Here is an 18,121-nt window from a genome sequence, read left to right on the forward strand (position 1 = left end):
AGCAGCTTGCCGAACCCGGCCGCACCACCGCGCCAGGTGTGCGGGCCGAACGGCACCGTGAACGACCGGACGGACCCGGGCACCGCGCCGGGCAGGAACCGGTCGATGCCGTTGTACCCGAACACCATCGCGAGCGGACTGTCGGTCGTCGAGCCGTCCGCCCACGGCCGCGAACCCGACGGCGTGAGCGCCAGCGCGGTCACCCACGACACCGATGCCAGGACCGCGACGACCCCGAGCACTCCGGCTCGGATGACCCGGGTGCCGAAGCGGAAGGGACGGCCGTCGTGCCGGGCCGCGGCCAGCAGCGTGCCGAGCAGCAGCGCCGGCAGGACGAACCAGGCCTGCACCATCTTCGCCTGGAACCCGACGCCGACCGCCAGGCCCGCGGTGACGAGCGGCCACCACTGCCCGGTCAGTGCCGCGTGCTGCCAGCACAGCAGGGCGACCGCCAGCGCGGCGGTGACCATGCCGTCCTCCATCGGGTGCGCGAACATCGACACGAAGATCGGCGTCGACCCGGCTGCCGCGGCGGCGACGAGGCCCGTCCCGACACCGGCCCAGCGGAGTCCGACCAGGGAGCAGGCCCACAGCGTGACGAGCCCCTCGATGACCTGCGGGAACGCGAGCGCTGCGGTGGAGTGCCCGAACAACCGGAGGCTCAGCGCCTGCGGCACCGCGAAGCCGCTGAGCTTGTCGAGCGTCACCGTCGCCGAGGGGTCGAACGCGCCGGAGAAGAGCGCCGGCCACGACTCGGACATCGACCGCGCCGACGCCTGGTAGAAGCCGAAGTCCCCACCACGGCCCAGGTTCCAGGCGAGCAGCACGGTCATGCCGCCCGCGATCACGAGCAGGGTGAGCCGTGCCGCGAGCGGCTGGTCCCGCCACCGGGCGGGTCGTCGGATGTCCACTCTCCGGACCTTGGCTGTCCGGGATGACGATGGGCCGGGACCGTGCCGCCAGCTGGCCGCGAAGCCGGTCCGCGCGCTGAGGGGTCGTGCGGGTGCGGCCCCCGTCGGTCAGCGCCTCGGGGGTTGAGCCGGAGCGGGGTCTCAGCCGGCGCTCGGGTTCGGGGTCAGGACGCCGGGCGGCGGGCGGGCAGGACGGCCGTCGGTTCCGCGCTCAGGAGACCCGTCGCGCGGCGAACGTCCCGACGACACCCAGGGTCAGCACCGCGACGAGCACGACGAGGAGCGGTGCGGTCCAGGTACCCGTCGCACCGTGCAGCGCCCCGGCGAGCAGCGGCCCCGCTGACCCGATCAGGTAGCCGCCGCCCTGCACGAACGCGGACATCCGGCGGGCATCGGCGTCGCTGGAGACGATCCGCACGATGACGATGAAGATCACGGTGATGCCGCCGCCCTGGGCCGCGCCGCCGAGCACCGACCACAGCAGCCAGAGCTGCGGGGCGAACAGCAGCCCGAGCGGCATCGCCAGCCACAGGGTGCCGACCAGGGCGATGATCGCCGCCGGACGCCACCGGGTCGCGAGCAGCGGGACGCCGAGCGCCCCGACGACGGCCAGGATCTGGAACACCGACGAGCTCGCGCCCGACGACGCCTTCGAGAAGCCGATCTCGTCGTGCAGCAGGGTCGGGATCCACGCGGTGAGGGCGTAGTACGAGAACGCCTGGCCGCCGAACGCCAGCGTCAGGCCCCAGGTGATGAGCCGTCGTGCCGGCCGGATCGGTTCGGCGGCGGCGACCCGTGCGGCCTCGGCGGCGCGCGCGGTGCGGATCGCCCCGGTGTCGAGCACCTGGTCGATCGGACCGGTGATCGGCAGTGGTCCGTCGTGGTCGGACGGCACCGGGCGTCGCCAGGCGGCCCGTGCACCGACCGCGTAGGTCCAGGCAGCGGCGGCGATGAGCGCGAAGACCGCCCAGATCGCGATGGCGACCGGCCAGCCCCACAGGGCCGCCAGGGGAGCGGTGCCGAGCGACGTGATCATCGACCCGACGTTGAGCGCCGACGTGTAGACGCCGGTGACCAGGCCGACGCGTTCCGGCGAGGTGTCCCGCCGGATGACCACCGGGATCACCACGTTGCCGATCGTGATGCCGATGCCGATGACCGCGGTGCCGATCAGCAGCGCCGCCGACGAGGGCATCGAGCGCACGACGGTGCCGGCGAGCACGATGACGAGCGACAGGGACACCGCGCGCTCGGGGTCGGCCTTCGCGATGACCCAGCTGGCGAACGGCGTCGCGAGGGCGAAGCAGAGCACCGGGATCGTCGTCAGCAGCCCGGCGATCGTCGCGGTCAGGCCGAGGTCGGCTCGGACGTCACCGATGACCGGGGCCGTGGCGACGATCGGGCCGCGGAAGTTCAGGGCGATGAGGACGATGGCAGCGGGCAGCAGCCAGGCGGCGCCGCGCAGGCCCCGTCGTGCGACGTCGTTCATGCGGACGGCGTCGCGGACGGCAGCAGGATCGGCAGCAGGTCGAGCGGGGTCGCAGCCGTGGCGATGGTGCCCTCGGCCTCGTCGGGGGAGCCGTAGCCCCACTCGGCGAAGACGACCGGGACGCCGTGCACGGTCGCGCCCTCGACGTCGTGCTTCCGGTCGCCGATCAGCACCGGGCGGCTGGTGTCGAAGCCGTGGGCCTCGAGTCGGCGCAGTGCTTCTTCGACGACGTCGGCCTTGCTCGACCGGACCTCGTCGTCGCTCGCGCCCGTGATGATGTCGATGTCCCCGGTGAGCCCGTAGTGCTCGAGGATGTAGGTCGCCGGGGTCTCCGGCTTGCTCGTCGCCGTCGAGATCGGCAGCCCCGCCTGGTGCAGGGTGCGCAACACGACGTCGATGTCCGGGAACATCGCCGAGTCGAGCGCCCCGTGCGAGAAGTAGTGCTCGCGGTAGACGGCCAGCGTGCGGTCGGCCAGTTCGTCGTCCATGCCCATCGCGATCCGGAACGTGTCCATGATCGGCGGGCCCACGAACGACATCAGGGTGTCGCGGTCCGGCACCGGGACGCCGACGGTGCGGAAGGTGTGCGTCAGGCTCTCGAGGATGCCCGGCGCGGAGTCGCTGATGGTGCCGTCGAGGTCGAACAGGATGGCGGAGAACGGGCTGGTCATGTCCTGCCCACCCTAGCCGGGACGTGGCGGCGACCATCCGGGTTCCGTCGGCGGCGGGGCGGGGGTGCGCCGTGCCTCCAGGCCGGGCGGGCCGACCCGGCTCAGAACAGGCGGGTGTGGCCGCCCTCGATGCCGCGCATCGCGTCGTAGTCGAGCACGAGGACGCGGATGCCGCGGTCCTCGGCGAGGGTGCGTGCCTGCGGTGCCACCGTCTGCGCCGCCAGCACGCCCTGCACCGGACGCAGGTGCGGGTCGCGGTTCATGAGCTCGAGGTAGCGGGTGAGCTGCTCCACCGCGTCGATGTTGGCGTTGCGCTTCATCTCGACGGCGACGCTCGCCCCGGCGTCGTCGCGCGCCAGGATGTCGACGGGCCCGATGGCCGTCATGTACTCGCGGCGGACCAGGGTGTGGCCGTCACCGAGGAGCTCGATCTGCTCGGCCAGGAGCTGCTGCAGGTGCGCCTCGACCCCGTCCTTCACCAGGCCCGGGTCGACGCCCAGGTCGTGGGTCTCGTCGGACACGACCTCGTACAGGGAGACGATGAGCTTGTCCTGCGTCTTCTTCTGCGTCACCGTCCACACCTGGGTGATGCCGGCGACCGACTGCTCCTCGTCCGGCTCGGTGATCTCGATCGAGCAGGGCGGGCTCATCCAGTTCAGCGGCTTGTAGCTGCCGCCGTCGGAGTGCACGAGCAGGGAGCCGTCCGCCTTGAGCATGAGCAGGCGGGTCGCGAGCGGCAGGTGGGCTGAGAGCCGGCCCGCGTAGTCGACGGAGCACCGGGCGATGACGAGACGCACCCCGGAAGCCTAACCGGCGCGATGTCGTCGCCCGGACCGGGCGCGCTGGCTGTGCAGCACGCACGGATTCACATGCCGGTAACGACGTTCTGCACATGTACCGCAATCCGATGCCGTCCTACCGTGGCTGACACCCCGATCGGCCCACGCCGACACCCCTCCCCGAGGAGCCACGATGGCCAGCGAGACCGCAGTGTCAGCACCACGAACCCCCCGTTCCGAGTCGGTCGCCGTCGACGACTACTCGCTCAGCCGGGTCCCGATGTCCGCACGCTACGGCTGGTTCCAGGTCGCCGTGCAGCGCTTCGGGCAGATCTCGGCCCTGTCCCAGTTCCTGCTCGGTGCGACGCTCGGCTTCGGCATGAGCTTCTGGGACGCCTTCTGGGCGATCACCCTCGGCGCCGTGATCCTGGAGATCGTCTCGGTCCTCGTCGGCGTCATCGGCGTGAAGGAGGGCCTGAACACCTCGGTCATCGCCCGCTGGACCGGGTTCGGCAAGGCCGGCTCGGCGCTGGTCGGGCTGGCGATCGGGCTGAGCCTGATCGGCTGGTTCGGCATCCAGTCGGGCGTCTCGGCTGCCGGGCTCGTCTCGATCCTGCCGATCCTGCCCGCCTGGGCGTGGTCGCTCGTGTTCGGGCTGCTCGTCACCGCCATCGTGCTGCGCGGGTTCCACTCGATGCAGTGGCTGGCGAACGTGACCGTGCCGCTGTTCCTGGTGCTCGTCGGCTGGGCGGTCATCGTCGAGCTGAGCCGGCACTCGATCGCCGAGCTCGCCGCGCGTGCCCCGGCCGGTCCGGAGCTGAGCTTCGTGGCCGGCACCACCCTGGTGGCCGGCGGGTTCATCGTCGGCGCGGTGATCACGCCGGACATGACCCGCTTCAACCGGTCGGTCGGCGACGTCGTGAAGCAGACGCTGCTCGGCGTGACCCTCGGCGAGTACGTCATCGGCCTGGCCGGTGTCCTGCTCGCCCACGCCGTCGGCTCCGCGGACATCACCCGCGTGATCACGTCGAGCGTCGGCTGGGTCGGCATCCTCGTGATCCTGCTCGGCACGTTCAAGATCAACGACTGGAACATCTACAGCTCGAGCCTCGGCGTCACGAACTTCATCGACGCGGTGTTCGGCAAGCAGGTGAACCGCGGGCTCGTGACGCTCGTGATGGGCGTCGTCGGTTCGGTGCTCGCCGCGGTCGGGTTCCTCGGGGCCCTGACACCGTTCCTGTCCGTGCTCGGGGTCGTCTTCCCGCCGATCGCCGGGATCATGGTGGCGGAGTACTTCGTCGTGAAGCGCTGGCGCCGTGAGCTGAGCGACGCCGAGAACATCCCGGCGACCTCGCCCACCTGGGTGCCGGCCACCCTGGTCATCTGGGCGGTCGCCTCGCTCATCGGGTACTTCGTCGCCGTCGGGATCCCGTCGATCAACTCCGTGGTCATCGCCTTCGTGCTCTACGTGGTCGCCGGCAAGGCCGGGCTGATCCGCGGTGTCGGTGTGAGTCGGACCGAGGCTGCGCCCGCCGCACCGGCCGCCCCCGCCGCCTGACCCGGGCGGTCCCAGAACGGCCGGTCGCGTCGCCGCACCCCTGATCCGCGCGACGGCGCGGCCGGTTCCCACCACCCCCCCCACACCGGCTCCACCCCCACGAAGACCCCGCACCCGCACCACCGCTCCACCGAAGGGAACCCCATGCGCATCGGCATCGACGTCGGCGGCACCAACACGGACGCCGTCCTGATGGACGGCAGCACCGTCCGTGCGGCGGTCAAGCGGTCCACCACCCCCGACGTCACCTCGGGCATCGTCGCCGCGCTCGACGGCCTGCGCGAACAGCACGCCTTCGGCCCCACGGACATCGACGGCGTGATGATCGGCACCACCCACTTCATCAACGCCCTGGTCGAGGCACGTGGCCTCGCCCCGACCGCCGCGGTCCGCCTGGGCCTGCCGGCGACGGCCTCGCTGCCGCCGTTCACGGACTGGCCCGCGCACCTGGTGTCGGCCGTGCACGCGCAGCCGTTCCTGGCCCACGGCGGCCACGAGTTCGACGGCCGGGTCATCTCGGAGCTCGACCCCGAGGAACTCAAGCGGCACGCCGGTGCCATCGCCGCCGCGGGCATCCGGTCCGTCGCGATCTCGTCGGTGTTCTCCCCGATCAACGACGAGTTCGAGCAGCGCGCGCAGGAGATCATGGCCGCCGAGCTCGGGCCGGACGTGGCGTTCTCGCTGTCGTCCGAGATCGGTCGCATCGGCCTGCTCGAGCGCGAGAACGCGACGATCATCAACGCGGCGCTCCGCGAGCTCGCAGACCGCATCGTCGACGGGCTGTCCGGGTCGGTCACGGGCAGCGGCATCGACGCACCGCTCTTCCTGAGCCAGAACGACGGCACCCTGATGGACGTCGAGTACGCCCGTCGCTACCCGGTCGCGACGTTCGCCTCCGGCCCGACCAACTCGATGCGCGGCGCCGCGGTGCTGTCCGGCTTCGACACCTGCGCGGTCGTCGACGTCGGCGGCACGACGAGCGACGTCGGCGTCCTGACCGCGGGCTTCCCGCGCGAGGCCACCGGCGAGGTCGCCGTCGCCGGCATCCGCACGAACTTCCGGATGCCCGACGTCCTGTCCGTCGGCATCGGCGGCGGCTCCCGCATCCGCGAGGACGGCAGCGTCGTCGGGCCGGACTCCGTCGGGTACCGCCTGACCGAGGAGGGCCTGGTCTTCGGCGGCACCACCCTGACCGCGACCGACGTTGCCGTCCGCGGTGGCCGTGGCGCGATCGGGGACCCGTCGCTCGTCGCCGGTGTGCCGGCCGAGGTCGCCGCCCGCGCGCTCGACGTCATCGCGGAGCGCGTCGCCGACATCGTGGAGCGGATGCGCACCTCGTCCGACCCGCTGCCCGTCGTGGCGGTCGGTGGCGGTTCGGTACTGCTGCCGGACACCCTGCCCGGACTCGGCACCGTGCACCGCCCGGAGCACTACTCGGTCGCCAACGCCATCGGTGCGGCGATCGCGCAGGTCAGCGGCGAGGTCGACAAGGTCTACGCGATCAGCGACGGCCGACGGTCCGCCGTGGTCGACGAGGCGCGGCAAGAGGCCGTCGACCGCGCCATCGCGGCCGGCGCCGACCCCGGCTCGGTGGACATCGTCGACTTCGACGAGGTCCCGATCCCGTACCTGCCGGGCAACGCGACGCGGATCCGCGCCAAGGCCGTGGGCGACCTGGCACTCGGGGCGCTGGTCCGATGAGCGCCACCGAGACCGCGACCCCGCCCAGGACCACCTCCAACTCCCAGACCGCCGAGCAGTCCGCTGAGGTCCCCATCACCTCCATCGGGGCGGACTGCTCGGCCCTCGCCCGCGGCGCCGCGATCCTCGGCACCGGCGGCGGCGGTGACCCCTACATCGGCCGCCTGCTCGCCGAGGCCGCCGTCCGCACCCACGGCCCGGTCGAGATCGTCCAGGTCGAGGACCTGCCCGACGACGCCGTGGTGCTCTCGGTCGCGATGATCGGCGCTCCCACGGTGATGGTCGAGAAGCTGCCGTCCGCCGGCCAGTTCGCCGAGGCCATCCGCAGCCTGTCGGCGTTCCTCAACGTGACCCCGACCCACCTGGCCTGCATCGAGGTCGGCGGCGTGAACTCGACGACGCCGATCGTCGCCGCTGCCGAGCTCGGCCTGCCCCTGGTCGACGGCGACGGCATGGGCCGTGCGTTCCCCGAGGTGCAGATGGTGCTGCCGACCCTGTCCGGGGTCAGCGCGACACCGATGGCCCTGGCGGACGAGAAGGGCAACACCGTCGTCTTCGACACGGTGGACAACCGGTGGGCGGAACGGCTCGCCCGCACGGCGACGGTCGAGATGGGCTGTTCCGCGATCACCGCGCAGTACGCCATGTCCGGCGCGCAGGTGAAGGAGTCGTTCGTCCGCGGCAGCCTGTCGCTGAGCGTCCGGCTGGGCGAGACGCTCGTCCGCGCCCGCAGCGAGAACGCCGACCCCGTCACGGCGGTCACCGAGGTGCTCGGCGGCACGGTCGTGTTCCAGGGCAAGGTCGCCGACATCGAGCGCAAGACCGTCACCGGGTTCGCCCGTGGCACGGCCCGCATCGCTGGTTCCGGCAGCGACACCGGCCTGGAGGCGGTGCTCCGGTTCCAGAACGAGCACCTGCTGGTCGAGGTGGCCGGCCAGGTCCGCACCACGGCTCCCGACCTCATCATCACCCTGGACGCCGAGACCGGCGAACCGATCACCACCGAGGCCCTGCGCTTCGGCGCCCGCATCCGGATCGTCACCGCACCGGCTGACGAGCGCTGGCACTCCCCGGACGGCCTGCGCCTGGCCGGCCCGCGGTACTTCGGCTACGACACCCACGCGGTCCGCCACGACGGCACCACGAGCCCCGGCGAGAGCACGGAGGAAGCCCGATGAGCTGGATCCTCGACGTCGACGACCTGCCCGACCTGGCCCGCGGCGCCGCGCTGCTCGGCACCGGCGGCGGAGGCGACCCCACCATCGGGATGCTCCTGGTCCGTGCCGCGATCGAACAGCACGGCCCCGTCACGATCCTCGACCCTTCCGAAGTGCCCGACGACGCCCTCGTCATCCCCACCGCCCAGATGGGCGCACCGACCGTCGTGCTCGAACGCATCCCCGCCGGACCGGAACCCCTCGGCGCACTCCGTCGGCTCGAAGCCCACCTGGGCCGGACGGCGACCGCGACGATGCCCATCGAGTGCGGCGGCATCAACTCGATGATCCCGCTGCTCGTCGGCGCCACCGGTGGCCTGCCCGTGGTCGACGCGGACGGCATGGGCCGCGCGTTCCCCGAGCTGCAGATGGAGACGTTCTCGGTCTACGGGGTCCCCGGCAGCCCGCTGGCGATCAGCGACGAGAACGGTCACGGCGTCATCATCGAGACCGGCACGGACAACAAGAAGATGGAGTGGCTCGCCCGCGGGGTCACCATCCGGCTCGGCGGCGTCGCCTACATCGCCGAGTACGCCATGTCCGGCCGCCAGGTGCGGGAGACCGCCGTCCCACGCACGCTCTCCCTGGCGCTCGCCGTCGGTCGGGCCATCCGGGTCGCCCGCGAAGCCCACCGTGACCCCATCGATGCGCTCGCCGAGGCCCTCGGCACGACGATCTACACGCACCTGCGCGAGCTGTTCGACGGCAAGGTCGTCGACGTCGAGCGCCGCACGGTCGACGGGTTCGCCCGCGGGCGCGCCACCGTGCAGGGGACCGACGGCTCCGAGCTCGAACTCCGGTTCCAGAACGAGAACCTGGTCGCCCGGCGGGACGGGCAGCTCGTCGCCGTCGTGCCCGACCTGATCTGCGTCCTCGACGCCGAGACCGCCGAGCCGATCACCACCGAGCGCCTGCGGTTCGGGCAGCGCGTCCGGGTGATCGGCATCTCGACGCCCGACCTGATGCGGACCCCGGAGGCGCTCGCCGTGTTCGGGCCGTCGTGCTTCGGGCTCGACGAACCGTTCGTCCCGGTCGAGGACCTGCACGAGCACGTCCGCCCGGCCGCCCCGGCGGTCGGCTGACGAACGGTCCCGCGCCGACCCCGGGGCCCGGCCCCGGGACGCGACCACGGCAGCAGAATGGACCCATGGACCAGGGTGAGCGGCGGGGCGGCGGTGTGGCGGGCCTCCAGGCCGACGACGCGACCGTCTTCGGACGCGGCACCGCCCTGCTCGGGTGCGGCGGTGGCGGCCGTGTCGACCACATGGTCAGCGCGCTCCGATTCGCGCTCGGCGACCGCAGCGTGCCGGTCGTCGACCTCGACGACCCCGCGCTCGGCTCGGTGGTGGCCGTGGGGATCATCGGGTCGACCAACGTGCTCGAGGAGAAGATGCCGAGCGGCGAGGAGCTGCCGGCCGCGCTCGCGGCGGTCGAACGCTGGACGGGCGTCCGTGCCGACGCCGTCGTCGCCGCGCAGATCGGCGGCGTGACCGGACCGGCCGCGGCCCTCACCGCCCACGCCGCCGGACTGCCGCTCGTCGACGCGGACCTGGTCGGCCGCGCGGTCCCGCGCATCGACCAGCTGTCGGTCTTCGTCGGCCCGACCACGACGGTCACGGCCGCGGCAGCCACCACGAGCGGTCTGCGGATCGTCGTCGACGCCCGGCAGCCCCACGACGTCGAGACCGTCTGGCGCGAGGCCGTCTCGCACAGCGGCGGCTGGGCGGCCTTCGCGATCGGCCCGGTCCCCGTGGCGTTGTTGCGCGAGCGGGCCGTCGTCGGCAGCGTGCAGCGCGCCCTCCGGATCGGACGCGCCGCGGGCGGCGCACGCGACGCGGCGGAACTCGCCGCGCTCATCGGCGGCCGGGTCGTCGCGCAGGGCCGGGTCATCGACGTGCAGCGCGAGGGGGACGCGCTCGCGTTCGTCCGCAGCAGCCTGGCCATCCGCGACGCCGGCACCGGTGCGGTCGCCCGGGTCGAGGCGGGCAGCGAGTACGTGCACTGCCTGGTCGACGGCCTGCCCGTCGCCAGCACGCCGAGCGTCATCACCGTCGTCGACGCGCGCTCGCTCGCGCCGGTGGCGACCGACCGCACGCGGGTCGGCAACGAACTCGCGGTGCTCTTGCTGCCGTCTGCGCCGTGGTGGTGGGCGGACCCCGACCGCACCGCGCACATGGGACCGCGGGCGTTCGGCATCGACGCCGACGTCGTGCCCGAGATCGTGCCCGAGGTGCTCGCGTGAACGCCGTCGGCGACCTGCTGCCGCTCCTGCCAGCAGGCACCCGCCTGCTCGTCGGCCCCGGCAGCACGGCGGTCCGGAGCGTCCGCGGTGTCGTGGGGACCCCCGACCAGGTCGGCCGGTCGCTCGCCCAGGGCGACGACGTCGTCGTGCTGCTCACCCCCGTCGACCGTGCGGACGCACGCTTCGACGTGCTGCTGCGCCGGGCCTCCGCGGCCGGCACCACCCTGCTCGTCGTCGACGGATCGCTGGAACTCGGCCCCGGCACCACGACGCTCGCCGACCGGCTCGGCGTCGCCGTGCTCGCCACCCCGGACCCGTGGGCGACCTCGGTCCGCCTGCACGAACTGATCGGCACCGGGATGGGTCCGGCGGCCCGGGCGGCCCTCGACGCCTCCCGCGTCGCGCTCGACGCCGGCCCCGAACTCGACGACCTGTTCGTCCGGCTCGACCGGTCGCTCGGCCACCCGGTGCGCTTCCTCGACGCCTCGGGCCTGGCACTCCGCGGAGCCGCCGTCGACGACACGGCCCGCGCCGTGCTCGTCCGCCGGGCCGGCACGAGCGACGTGCTGATCGCCGAGGGCGTCGACGAGACGCTCGTCGCGATCCCGGTCGGTACCGGCATCGGACCGCGCGCCTGGCTGGCCGTCGGTCTGTCCGTCCCGATCGCCGCCGAACAGCAGGTGGTCGCGAGCGCCCTGCAGGTCGCCGCCGTCGCCGTCGGGCACCGGCTGCTGCTCACCCGGCTCGACGACGAGCGCGACGCCCGCTACCGGATGGCGATGCTCGACGAACTCCGTGCTGCCGACGGGGCGCCCGCCCCGCAGCTCGTGCAGCGGACCATCGCCGCCGGGTGGCGGCTGGACGCCTGGCACGTCGGAGCGCGCGTGGTCGCGCGGCAGGGCGTCGACCTGGTCGCGCTCCGCCAGCAGGTCGACGCCGCGGTGCGCGCCGAGGGACTCGACGCGGTCGTCGTCGAACAGGCGGACGGCTGGGTGCTGTGGCTGTCGGAACCCGACGAACCCGGCCGGGAGGCAGTGGCCGACATCGCGGGTCGGCTGCGGCGCGCGCAGAACACGCTCCGCACCACCGTGGAGACCAACGTGGGCGTCGGCAGTCTGCAGGCGGGCCCTGCCGGGCTGGTCCGGACACTCGGCGAGGCCGGCGACGCCGCCCGCCTGGCCGCGAGCCGTCCGGAGTCCGGGCACTTCGTGCACGTCGACCGGCTCGGGCTCGCGCAGCTGCTGCTCGCGTGGACGCAGACGGACACGTTCCTGCCGGCCTCTCGGCAGTTGCTCGCGCCGCTCGAACGCGGTGGCGGGGCGCTCCTGACGACGCTCGCCGCCTACCTGGACGCGGAGTCGTCGATCGCCGAGACCGCCGCGGTGCTCGGCGTGCACCGGAACACCGTGTCCGACCGCATCGCGCGGGTGGAGCGGCTGCTCGGGGTGGACCTGTCTGACCCGGAGACCCGGCTCGCCCTGCACCTGGCGACGCGGGCGCGGGCGGGGGATGGCGGCTGAGGGCGGGTTGTGTCAGCTGCGGCTGGTCTCGCTCGTCTCGTCGGTCTGGCTGGCCTGCTCGGTCTCGCGCTTCGTCGTCCTGCTCGTCTTGGCGGTCCCGCGGGCGGGCCGGGCAGCGGCACCGGTCTCGCGCGCTGCACCCGAGGCCAGGCCGGCCGCGATGATGAACACGAAGACGATCAGCAGCGCTCCGAGCAGGCCGATCTCCTCACCGAGGAACCCGATCAGCGGCGGCCCGGCCAGGAACGCCACGTAGCCGATCGTCGCGACCGCGCTGACCTTGGCGGCCGCGGTACGGGGGTCGTCGGCCGCGGCGGACATGCCCATCGGGAAGCCGAGGCTGGCCCCGAGGCCCCAGAGCACGACGCCGACGATCGCGAGCGGCACGTTGTCGATGAAGATGAGCATGCCCAGGCCGACCACCGCGACGGCGGCGCTGATGCGCAGGATCGGCACGCGGCCGAACTTGTCGATCAGCGGGCTGCCGGCGACGCGACCGGCGGTCATCGCGGCCAGGAACACCGTCAGCACGGCAGCGCCGCCGGCGTTGTCGAGTCCGTGGCCGTCGATCATCGCGAGGGGCAGCCAGTCGTTCGCGGACCCCTCGGCCAGCGCCATGCCGAGCACGATCACGCCGATCAACAGCGTGGACGGCTGTGCCCAGACCTGCCAGCGGGTGAGCGGGGTCGCGACCGGGCTGGTGTCGGTCGACACCGGCTGCTCGAAGCGGTGCTCGTCCTGGAACTTCGTGACGGCGACGAGCATGGCGGCGCTCGTGATGACGACGAGCACGATGAAGTGCCACGACACCGGGATCTCGAGCTTCTCGGCCAGCGCACCGAGGCCCGCACCGGCGAGCGTGCCGAGGCTGAACGCGGCGTGGAACAGCGGCATGATCGTTCGCCCGCCGGCCTTCTCGGCGGCGGCTCCCGAGACGTTCATCGACACGTCGCACAGGCCGTTGCCGAAGCCGAACGCGATGAGCGCGATCCAGATGGCGGCGAAGCCCCACCCGAGCGTGACCGCGACCCCCGCGAAGATCATGCCGATCGCCAGGCACGCCGCAGCCACCTGCACGCCCCGACGGGCACCGAGCTTCGCGACGATGTGCCCGGCGAACGTCAGACCGCCGATGGAGCCGACCGCCATGCCGAGCACGAGCAGGCCCATCTCGAACGTGCTCGCCCCCAGGGAGTCGCGGACGCTCGGGATCCGGCCCAGCCACGTCGCGATGTCGAGCCCGGACAGGGTGAACACCACGAACACCGCGATGATCCAGGCCTTGGTGGTCGGGACGGTGCGGGTGGACGGCGTCGTCATGGTGGTTCCCATCGTGCTGCGGCGCGCTCGGTGCTGCGCGTTCTGGTGCGTGTCGGTGCTGGTCTTGTGACTGTCGAATCGATTCGACTGCTCGTTCCGGCTACGCTAACGGGCGATGGACGAACCGGCAACAGGACCCGGCGCGTCGCCTTCCCGCGGCGGCGTCACCCGTTCGTCGCGCCCGACGCTGGCCGCGGTCGCCCGTGCCGCCGGTGTCGCGCCGTCGACGGCCTCGCTCGCCTTCAGTGGTCTCGGCCCGGTGTCCGAGGACGCCAAGGCCCGCGTGCTCGCCGCCGCTGCCGACCTCGGTTACGGCGGCCCCGATCCCCGTGCCCGTTCCCTGCGCCGCGGTCGTTCCGGCGTCATCGGCGTCGTGATGGACGAGCGCCTGAGCGATGCCTTCCGTGACCCGGTCAACGTCCTGACGCTCGACGGCATCGCCGAGGTCGCGGGTGCCGCGGGTGTCTCCCTGCTGCTCGTCCGGAGTCCGCTCGACGACGAGCAGGGCGCCGGCCCGCTGGTGGATGCCCCGATGGACGCCGTCGTGCTCGTCGGGTGCAACGTCCGGATCGACCCTGCCGTCGCCGTGCTGCGCCGTCGGCAGATCCCGGTCGTCGCGATCGAGGCGGCCGAGATCGAGGGCGCTGTCCCCGTCCAGCTCGACAACCGGGATGCCTCACGCCGTGCTGCGGAGTACCTGCAGGGGCTCGGGCACCAGGACGTGACCGTCGTGACCCTGCCCCTCGATGCCGCACGCCGCCGTGGCCCGATCGACGCAGCCCGGCAGGCCGAGGGCATCGCCTTCACCACGCTCGAACGCCTGCGTGGTGTGCGCCAGGTCTACCCGGACGCCATCGCGATCGAAACCGCCGGCAGCTCGGTGGAAGAGGGGCGTCTCGCCGGCACCGAGCTCTTAGCAGCCGAAGGCCCCCGCCCCACCGCCGTCATCGCGCAGAGTGATCTGATCGCCGTCGGGGTGATCTCGGCCGCTCTTGACGCCGGACTCCGTGTCCCCGAGGACGTCAGCGTCGTCGGCTTCGACGGCATCACGGTGGACGACAGCCTGCTCCACCGCACCCCGATCCGGCACCTGACCACCCTGGTACAGCCGTTCGTGCAGAAGGGCCAGGCCGCAGCCCGCGCCGCCCTGGCCATGCTCGAAGGCGCGGAGCCGCAACCGGCGTCGTTCACGTCGGAGTTGCGGGTGGGGGACACGACGGGGGCGCCGCCCGCTTCGGTTACTTGAATAGGCGTGATCCGCGGATCACGAAGGTGATTCGGCGGCCCTACTTGAGTTTCTGAACCACCTAAGAGCCCCAGCCACAGGCATGGCGGCTCTCTCTCGCCACTCGGGCTCCCGCGGACTGCGGATCACTCACGCGGGCGACGAATGCTGGAGGCGCGCTCAACCCACCTTGAAAGCAAACCGCCCAGTCCGTCCTTCAATCTCAAACGAACCTGAAACCCCTCGAAACACTGTTGAAATACTACATTGGTCGGTGCGACCGACACATTTCGGGTATGAGTTTGAAGTTTGCGTACCCTTGCGAACGCGTTAACAAACGTCCCTCGAACGCGGAATCCACGGCCCTCTTCCTCAATCCCTTTGGGCTCGATAGTGTGACGCTCGACCGGATCCAATCGAGCGATCTGGCTTAGCCGGTTTTGGGGTCGCTTTGGACATCGCGCTAGTCAGTCTCTTCGTGGATACCGCGATCGCTGGGGCATCCGTGGTGAGTGGGATCAACGTTAAGCGGCAACGCAGGGCCGTCGACACCCTAGCGAGCACCATTCAGTCCCTGGACACAAGCGTGATCGAAGGGCATATTAGCGATCTCGAGCTGGCCGGTTTCATGCGAGGCGCGGTCACGAGCGATGTCGTGAGCCCTATTCTCAACGGCCAAGAATTCAAATCCACACTGCGTGAATTTTTCCTAGCCTATCTGATCTCAGATGGAGAAGGGGCACGTGTCCAGGTTGCCGGAGAATCAATCCGTAAATTAGTTGAAATTGGTATCGGAGGAAGCGCAGGGACCGAGGATGCGACTCATTTCGCTACCTGTCTTCGGGGCGCGCTCGCGGACGCGTGCAAATCGACTGTCGACAGCCTTCGACTCGCTAATCCGCAAATACTTGCTGACTTGCAGCAGGGGGCGCTACTCAAGCGGGCTGTAGACATTCTGGAAAATATCGAACAGCATCACGATCGCATCGACTCGCGCATAAGTAGAGATAGCGTGGAGCGCGATAGCTGGATATTGAAGTATCGGCAGCTTTGCCAGCGCCATCACGGATTTATTGTGCCGCCGGACTTTGAAACAAGCCGCAAAATACCGATGAGCGAGCTCTACGTCGTCCCAAGGCTTACAAGCTACGCGAAGAATCGCCGCGGAGACGACTCCCAGGTAGACGTCGACGCATTCCAGCGTCAGGTTGACCGGACGGTTCTTTTGGGTGACCCCGGCGGGGGGAAGTCAACTCTCTCGAATTACCTGACGTCGACGTGGGCCGCGGATCCGTCTGCACCGGTTCCTTTTCACATAACGCTGCGCGAATTCGCTAACAGGAAGACAGCGACCGGCTTGTCCATCGCTGATTACATCGCTGAAGTTCTATCGGGCCGCTTTCAGCACGCAGCTCCGGACGGACTTATAGATGATCTGCTGGTATCCGGCGGAGCTGTTGTGGTTTTGGACGGTCTCGATGAGCTCATTGACACCAGCATTCGCCGGGAAATCAGCGGAGTGGTTGAGCTCTTTGCCGAAAAATATCCGCTGTGTGGACTTTTTGTTACATCGCGAAGAGTGGGTTACGAGCAAGCGCGACTAGATCCGGATACGTTTGGTGTCACCACAATGGCGGAGTTCTCGGACGAAGATGTTTCAGAGTATGTCCGTAAGTGGTTTGCCTGTCAAGAAGACTATGAGGATGAAGAAGCCTCAACGTTGGCTGATTCATTTACTGCGCAAAGTGAAGCGGTGCCCGATCTCCGGTCAAATCCCCTCATGCTTGCGTTGATGTGCATAATATTCCGCGGAGAGAATTTCATTCCGCGCAGTAGGCCTATCGTGTACGAGAAATGTGCAAACCTCCTGTTTGAGAAATGGGATGGGCATCGGAACATTGAAGTTCCGCTTGAGGCGCGTGCACATGTGGACGCGGCCATGAAATTCATTGCCTATTGGATGATGGATGGCGGAAACGGGGACGCGGGTGTCTCGTACCATGAACTTGTCCGCGTCATGGCGACGTACCTGCAGGACAGGGCTGCTGAAAGCGAGGAAGAGGCTGAGCGATCGGCAAAACAGTTCGTCGACTTCTGCAAGGGGCGCGCTTGGGTTTTCTCGGACGCCGGAACGACTGCCGAGGGCGAAGCGCTTTTCACTTTCACACACCGTACTTTCATGGAGTACTTTGCGGCGTACCACCTCACCCGAACTTCTGACACTCCGGAGAAGCTGGCACTTCGGCTGCTTCCCAAGGTAGCTGCCGAAGAGTGGGATGTCGTTGCCCAGCTGGCTGTTCAGATTGCCGACAAAGCTTCCGACCGCGGCTCCGAGCGCGTGCTTCGGCGGATGCTTGAGGAACCTAGACGTAGGGCGCGCTTAGGGCGATCAAACGTTATTACATTTATTGCAAGGTGCACCGCATTCTCGACGGTTTCCCCCACGTTCATTCGTGACTTGATGCGTGCTTCTATCGCTTTCGCGCAACCCCTTCGACGAAACGGATTTCTTCGGAGAAGCTCTCCAACGCATGTCTTGATTCTGTCGGTGCCGGAGTCTCTTCGTGACCCGGCCGGGGATGAGTTGGCGTCGTCCTTGACAACTCTGCTGCGTTGTTCCGACTCGGCGGAGCGCCAGCGGGGTATTGAAGTTCTTGCTGAACTTACCGACCTGATGTTGGAGAGGGTCCTTCATGGTGTCGAGCGATCGGACTGGTGGCTCTTAAAAATCTTTGGCGTCGCACGCTGCCTTTCTCCTAGCGACTACGAAGAAGATGAGCGCAAGGCTGATCTGGTGATGCCATTGTTGCTCTCGGGTGTGATCGATGCCGAGACCGCCGTGCGATTCCGAAGCGCCCGAGGCCGGGCTGACTTTGAGGCGTTCTACGCTGTTTCCTCCGGGCTTCCGTACGTTTCACTTTCCAGCACGCTCGCGGGGGTGGTCGCCGGGAGGTTGCTCACATCGACGTATGACCTATCGAGCCTTGCAGCGGTCGATCCGCTTGTCGACATTTTCCTGGCGGCTTTTTGGGAAGCAAGAAGCAACGGGGATTCGACCGTCGAGGTGCCTATTCCGGTTCTCCTCTTCTCGCCGTCTATCGGGGAGGATATCCTCGGTGAGGCGCAGGCTCCTGGAAATGATGTTCGATTGCTGGTCGCAATGGCCCAGGCGGAAATTGTCGGATCGCACTTCGGGCACCCGGAGTTGCTTGGAGAAGATGTGGGGACGCGGAGTTTGTTCGGAGTTCGGTATGGCCAGGTTGGATCTCTCGAGTCACTTGATTTCAAGGCGTTCTCAGAGCCGATGGCGAACTTCTGTCGCGCCTGGCTCCGTAAGGAGGTAAGCGTTTTCAAGGAGCGGCCAGGTGGGGATGTGATGTCGCGGCGGGGACGCCGGCGGCCGAGGAGAGCGGTTGTGCCGGCGAGTTGAAGCCCCGGGCCTCGGAAGTGCGTCCAGGTGCCGCTCGGGATGCAGGGATCGCGAGACC

General features: G+C 69.7%; 12 protein-coding genes and 1 pseudogene. 8 read left to right on the top strand and 5 right to left on the bottom strand.

Translation table 11 applies throughout. The annotated features are described in order from the left end of the window. Positions 1–215: 215 nt before the first annotated feature. The 4 genes and pseudogenes from QRN30_RS03010 to nucS form a co-directional block, all read right to left on the bottom strand. Positions 216–833: pseudogene (locus tag QRN30_RS03010) on the bottom strand (ArnT family glycosyltransferase); the annotation flags it as partial. A gap of 289 nt (positions 834–1,122) precedes the next feature. Further along, entirely contained in the window at positions 1,123–2,400 is a 1,278-nt protein-coding gene (locus tag QRN30_RS03015) for an MFS transporter (RefSeq protein ID WP_042538012.1), read from the bottom strand. Continuing rightward, on the bottom strand, positions 2,397–3,071 hold the full coding sequence (locus tag QRN30_RS03020; RefSeq protein WP_042538010.1) for an HAD hydrolase-like protein: 675 nt from the start codon (positions 3,069–3,071) through the stop codon (positions 2,397–2,399). The genes QRN30_RS03015 and QRN30_RS03020 overlap by 4 nt, the downstream gene beginning before the upstream one ends. Positions 3,072–3,172: 101 nt before the next feature. Beyond that, positions 3,173–3,868, bottom strand: coding sequence for an endonuclease NucS (nucS, locus tag QRN30_RS03025; protein ID WP_017887754.1), 696 nt, complete (start codon positions 3,866–3,868; stop codon positions 3,173–3,175). Positions 3,869–4,043: 175 nt separating this feature from the next. Between nucS and QRN30_RS03030 the strand changes: the two genes are divergently transcribed. The 6 genes from QRN30_RS03030 to QRN30_RS03055 all read left to right on the top strand — a co-directional run bounded on the left by QRN30_RS03030 (position 4,044) and on the right by QRN30_RS03055 (position 12,088). Then, on the top strand, positions 4,044–5,408 hold the full coding sequence (locus QRN30_RS03030) for a purine-cytosine permease family protein (RefSeq protein ID WP_042538008.1): 1,365 nt from the start codon (positions 4,044–4,046) through the stop codon (positions 5,406–5,408). A 144-nt stretch (positions 5,409–5,552) separates the two neighbouring features. Then, entirely contained in the window at positions 5,553–7,109 is a 1,557-nt protein-coding gene (locus tag QRN30_RS03035; RefSeq protein WP_042538007.1) for a hydantoinase/oxoprolinase N-terminal domain-containing protein, read from the top strand. After that, positions 7,106–8,287, top strand: coding sequence for an S-methyl thiohydantoin desulfurase family protein (locus QRN30_RS03040; protein WP_284760413.1), 1,182 nt, complete (start codon positions 7,106–7,108; stop codon positions 8,285–8,287). The genes QRN30_RS03035 and QRN30_RS03040 overlap by 4 nt, the downstream gene beginning before the upstream one ends. Beyond that, the gene (locus tag QRN30_RS03045) at positions 8,284–9,408 is read left to right on the top strand and encodes an S-methyl thiohydantoin desulfurase family protein (protein WP_017887750.1); all 1,125 of its coding nucleotides are present in this window, start codon (positions 8,284–8,286) and stop codon (positions 9,406–9,408) included. The genes QRN30_RS03040 and QRN30_RS03045 overlap by 4 nt, the downstream gene beginning before the upstream one ends. Before the next feature lie 65 nt (positions 9,409–9,473). After that, on the top strand, positions 9,474–10,568 hold the full coding sequence (locus QRN30_RS03050; RefSeq protein WP_284760416.1) for a DUF917 domain-containing protein: 1,095 nt from the start codon (positions 9,474–9,476) through the stop codon (positions 10,566–10,568). Continuing rightward, positions 10,565–12,088: a helix-turn-helix domain-containing protein gene (locus QRN30_RS03055; RefSeq protein ID WP_284760417.1), complete on the top strand. Its 1,524-nt coding sequence runs from the start codon at positions 10,565–10,567 to the stop codon at positions 12,086–12,088. Before QRN30_RS03050 ends, QRN30_RS03055 begins: the two co-directional genes overlap by 4 nt. 12 nt (positions 12,089–12,100) lie before the next feature. Here QRN30_RS03055 and QRN30_RS03060 read toward each other — a convergent pair whose 3' ends face one another. Next, positions 12,101–13,408, bottom strand: a complete 1,308-nt coding sequence (locus tag QRN30_RS03060; protein WP_231564046.1) for an MFS transporter — start codon at positions 13,406–13,408, stop codon at positions 12,101–12,103. A 115-nt stretch (positions 13,409–13,523) separates the two neighbouring features. Between QRN30_RS03060 and QRN30_RS03065 the strand changes: the two genes are divergently transcribed. Then, positions 13,524–14,654, top strand: coding sequence for a substrate-binding domain-containing protein (locus QRN30_RS03065; protein WP_284760420.1), 1,131 nt, complete (start codon positions 13,524–13,526; stop codon positions 14,652–14,654). A 457-nt stretch (positions 14,655–15,111) separates the two neighbouring features. After that, positions 15,112–18,063: an NACHT domain-containing protein gene (locus QRN30_RS03070; protein ID WP_284760421.1), complete on the top strand. Its 2,952-nt coding sequence runs from the start codon at positions 15,112–15,114 to the stop codon at positions 18,061–18,063. The last annotated feature ends 58 nt before the right edge of the window (positions 18,064–18,121 follow it).

It is taken from the genome of Curtobacterium sp. MEB011, from assembly GCF_030209655.1.
GTDB lineage: Bacteria > Actinomycetota > Actinomycetes > Actinomycetales > Microbacteriaceae > Curtobacterium > Curtobacterium poinsettiae.